Source organism: Roseisolibacter sp. H3M3-2 (genome assembly GCF_029211165.1).
Taxonomy (GTDB): Bacteria; Gemmatimonadota; Gemmatimonadetes; order Gemmatimonadales; family Gemmatimonadaceae; genus Roseisolibacter.
Window position 1 is genome coordinate 1 of record NZ_JARGEK010000437.1, and the last position, 3,609, is coordinate 3,609.

Here is a 3,609-nt window from a genome sequence, read left to right on the forward strand (position 1 = left end):
CGCCGTAGCCGCCCGCGGGCCCGCCGCCCCCGCCGCCCGACGGCGTCCACCGCACGTCGGGCGCGCGCGCAGCGTCGCCACCGCCCGGCACGACGCGCCCCTGCTGGGGCGACGCGGACGGGAGGAGCGGGGCGAGACCGGCACGGGCGACGGACGAGGGGGGGACGGAAGACATCCGGGTGGACGCGGGGAACGAGCGGGGGGCGCGAGACACAACATAGACGCGGGGAGGGGGAGATCGGATACGGGAGGGCCCGGTACGGCGAGATCCGGTACTGCGAGATCCGGTACTGCGAGCTCCGATACGGCGAATTTCGATCAGGCGAGCCTTGACGCGGCGAGGGGCAGAACGCGTGGCGTCCACTCTCGCTCCATCGGATCTCGCTCCATCGGATCTCGCTCTATCGAACCCCTCTCACCCCGCGCGCCACCCAGTCCGCCAGCTCGGGGTCGTCCGCGATCTGCTCCGGGGGAACCACGACCCACGTGGTCATCGGACGGTCGCCGCCGGGCATGAAGGGCGTCACGCCGGGCGTCGCGAGCGCGTCCGCGTACTCGGCGGGCGGCGCCTTCACGATCAGGCCGTCGCCCCAGCAGATCACGAACGTGCTCTTGCCGAGCAGGAAGCCGCGGCCGCTGAAGACGTTCTTCTGGCGGGCGCCGCGCAGCCCGATGCGGTCCAGCGCGGCGGCGACGCGTTCGACGAGGGCGTGGTCGTAGGCCATGCGTCAGGTGGCGGAGCCGAGGAAGGCGGCGAACGCGATGAGGAACAGCGTGCCGAGGATCACGGTCCCCGACGCGGCGACGCCGGAGCCGCCCGACGCGCCGACGAACAGCGCCCCCTGCGTGCGCCCGCCCGCGCGCGGCACGACGACGGCGCGCGTCGAGACGGCGGCGAGGTCGCCGAGGTTGAGGCGCGCCTCCGCGACGCCGGCCGCGCGCCAGCCGTTGAACTGGCCGCCGTAGTGCCCGGTCCCCACGAGGGGGAGCGGGACCTGCGCCGCGGCCGGGGCGGCGGCCAGTTCGACGCTCGCCGCGGGCGCCAGCCAGCGCCGCCAGCGCCCGGTCGCGGCGAGGAACGGCCCGTCGCCGACGCCGACCACCGCCGCGCCGCCGAGCGCGGTCGTGCGGTCGAGGTTGCGCATCGCGCCCACCGACCACGAGACCTGGCGGCCGAACGCGGGCTCGTCGCGCGGGGGGAAGCCGGGGGGGACCGACGGCTCGCGCAGGCGCGTGGTGGCGAGGGCGTGGAAGTAGCCGAGTTCGAAGAGCGCGAACGCGCCGCAGGAGGGGAGGGGGCGGCCGCGCCAGCAGAAGGCGTCGGACGCGCGCGTGGTGTCGGGGGACTGGGCGGCGGCGGCAGAGGTCGCGGCCAGCAGGGCGAGGAGGAGGAAGGGCCGCAACGGCGTGGTCTGGTGAGGCGTGGTCCGATACGGCGTGGTCTGATACGGCGTGCGTCGTGGTGGTACGGGACCGGGGGGGCGGCGTGGCAGTGTGGGGTATGCGCGAACCGCTCCGATCCCACGAACCCGCGGCGAGCTACCACGAGCTGCGCGCTTGGCAGCAGGCGATCCGGCTCACCGAGACCCTGGGCCCGTTGACGGCAGCACTGCATCGCTCAGAGCGCCGGGCGCTGGGGGACCAGCTGATGCGCGCCGCCACCTCGGTGCACGCCAACACCGCCGAAGGCTCGGGCAGGGCCGGGCGACGCGACATGCTCCGATTCCTGACGATCGCGTGGTCATCGCTGCTCGAGGTGGAGTCGCACCTGGTCGAAGCCGCGTCGATCCCGCGATGTCCACGGGCGCTCGTGTCCGATGCTCGCGCCGAGGCACGCAGGGCCGGCATCCTGCTCGCGGCGCTCCGCCGCTCCCTCTCGACCTGACGCTCTCGCAGCACCAGCCCACGCCGTTCCAGACCACGCCTCATCTGACCACGCCGTACCGGACCACGCCTCACCAGACCACGCCCTCTCAGGGCTCCACCCGCTCGAACCTCACCCTCCTCGCCCTCCCATTCGTGATCAGGATCGCCCCCCGTTCCACCTCGACCCGCATCCCTCCCCCCGCCGAGAACTGCCCCGCCGTCTCCGCCCGCAGCGCCGCGTCCGGGAAGCGTGGCCGCCGCAGCACGAGCGAGTCGCCCCGCGCCGCCACCTCGAACGTCGCGTCCAGCTCCGCGCTCCGGTACCGGCCCACCATCGCCGCCCGCGCCGCCGCGTCGGGCGCCGGCGCGGCGGCCGGCGCCAGCGTCAGCCGGTTCCCGTCGCGCAGCGCGACGTGCAGCCGCGGCGCGCTGCCCTCGGCGACCCGCACCGCCCCGCGCCGCGAGCCGTGGTAGGTGCCGCCGAGCGGCGCCAGCGTGTCGGTGGCGGCCCCGCGCGGCGCGCCGAAGACGAGGCGCGCGTCCGGCGTCGCCGCGACCGCCACCACCTCGCCCGTCGTCGAGTCGCGCCAGTCGCCGGCCAGCGCCGCCGCCCGGTCGGGGGTGAGCTCCGCGCGCGGGCGCGTCGACACCGCGCGGCCGAACGGCGCGACCGCGGGCGCCGACGCGGGGAACACGTCGGGGAGCGCCGCGTCGGCCACCGCGAGCGCCAGCGCCTCCGGGTTCGCCGACGCCGAGTTGCAGAGCAGCGTCACCGCGGCGCGGCGCTCGGGCGCGCGCAGCAGGTACGCGCGGTACCCCGCCGTCGAGCCGCCGTGCGACACCGTGCGCACGCCGCGGTGCGTCCCGTTCGTGAGCCCGTAGGCGTACGGGATCCTGCGGCCGTCGGCGAGCGTCGCGCTGTCGGTCATCGCCGCGACCAGCGCCGCGCCCCCGACCGCCCCCGACGCGTAGTTCGCCTCCAGCCGCAGCAGGTCGCCGACCGTCGTCAGCATCCCGCCGCTCCCGACCACGCCGTACTCGGGCATCAGCAGCCGGAAGCCGCGCTCGGGCGTCCCCGCGTACGCCGACGCGCGCCCCTTCACGATCCGGGTGTGGTCGTCGCGGAACGACGTGCGCGTCATCCCCAGCGGCGCGAAGATCCGCTCGGCGGCGAAGCGCGGCAGCGGCGCGCCCGACGCGCGCTCGATCGTCACCGCGAGCAGCGTGTAGCCGCTGTTGCTGTACAGGTACTCGGCGCCCGGCGCGAAGTTGAGCGCGCGCTGCCGGGCGATGAGCTGCAGCACCTCCGGCACCGTCTGCACCACCTGCTGCGCCCGCGGGTGCACCAGGTCGATGAGCGCCCACTGGTCGCGCAGCCCGCTCGTGTGCTGGATCAGGTGGCGCAGCGTGATGCGCCCGCCGAGGTCGGGGAGCTCGGGCACCCAGCGCCGCACGTCGTCGTCGAGCGACAGCTTCCCGTCGCGCTCCAGCAGCCGCACCGCGAGCGCGACCACCTGCTTCGTCACCGAGCCCGCCTCCGACACCGTCGCCGCGGTGAACGGGACGTCGTGCTCCAGCTCCGCCGAGCCGTACCCCTTCTCCAGCGCCACCGCGCCGTCGCGGCGCACGCCGACCGCGCACCCGGGCGTCTGCGGGCCGAGCGCGGCGAACACCGCGTCCACGCGGCGCACCAGCGAGTCGGGGAGGGCGGCCGCGGGCTGCGCGGCGGCGGGGCGGGCGGCG

Annotated in this window: 4 protein-coding genes; 1 reads left to right on the plus strand and 3 read right to left on the minus strand. The window is 76.1% G+C overall.

Features of this window, described 5'->3' with window-relative positions; all coding sequences use genetic code 11:
• Positions 1–401: 401 nt before the first annotated feature.
• Together PYV61_RS22550 and PYV61_RS22555 are read right to left on the minus strand one after the other, a co-directional pair.
• The gene (locus tag PYV61_RS22550) at positions 402–725 is read right to left on the minus strand and encodes a TfoX/Sxy family protein (RefSeq protein ID WP_275835917.1); all 324 of its coding nucleotides are present in this window, start codon (positions 723–725) and stop codon (positions 402–404) included.
• 3 nt (positions 726–728) lie between these two features.
• Positions 729–1,403, minus strand: a complete 675-nt coding sequence (locus PYV61_RS22555; RefSeq protein WP_275835919.1) for a hypothetical protein — start codon at positions 1,401–1,403, stop codon at positions 729–731.
• A 98-nt stretch (positions 1,404–1,501) separates the two neighbouring features.
• Here PYV61_RS22555 and PYV61_RS22560 point away from each other — a divergent pair, with 98 nt between their 5' ends.
• Entirely contained in the window at positions 1,502–1,885 is a 384-nt protein-coding gene (locus PYV61_RS22560) for a four helix bundle protein (protein WP_275835921.1), read from the plus strand.
• Positions 1,886–1,973: 88 nt separating this feature from the next.
• Here PYV61_RS22560 and PYV61_RS22565 read toward each other — a convergent pair.
• Positions 1,974–3,609 (minus strand): serine hydrolase domain-containing protein (locus PYV61_RS22565; protein WP_275835923.1); only part of this gene is annotated, 1,636 nt, incomplete at its 5' end.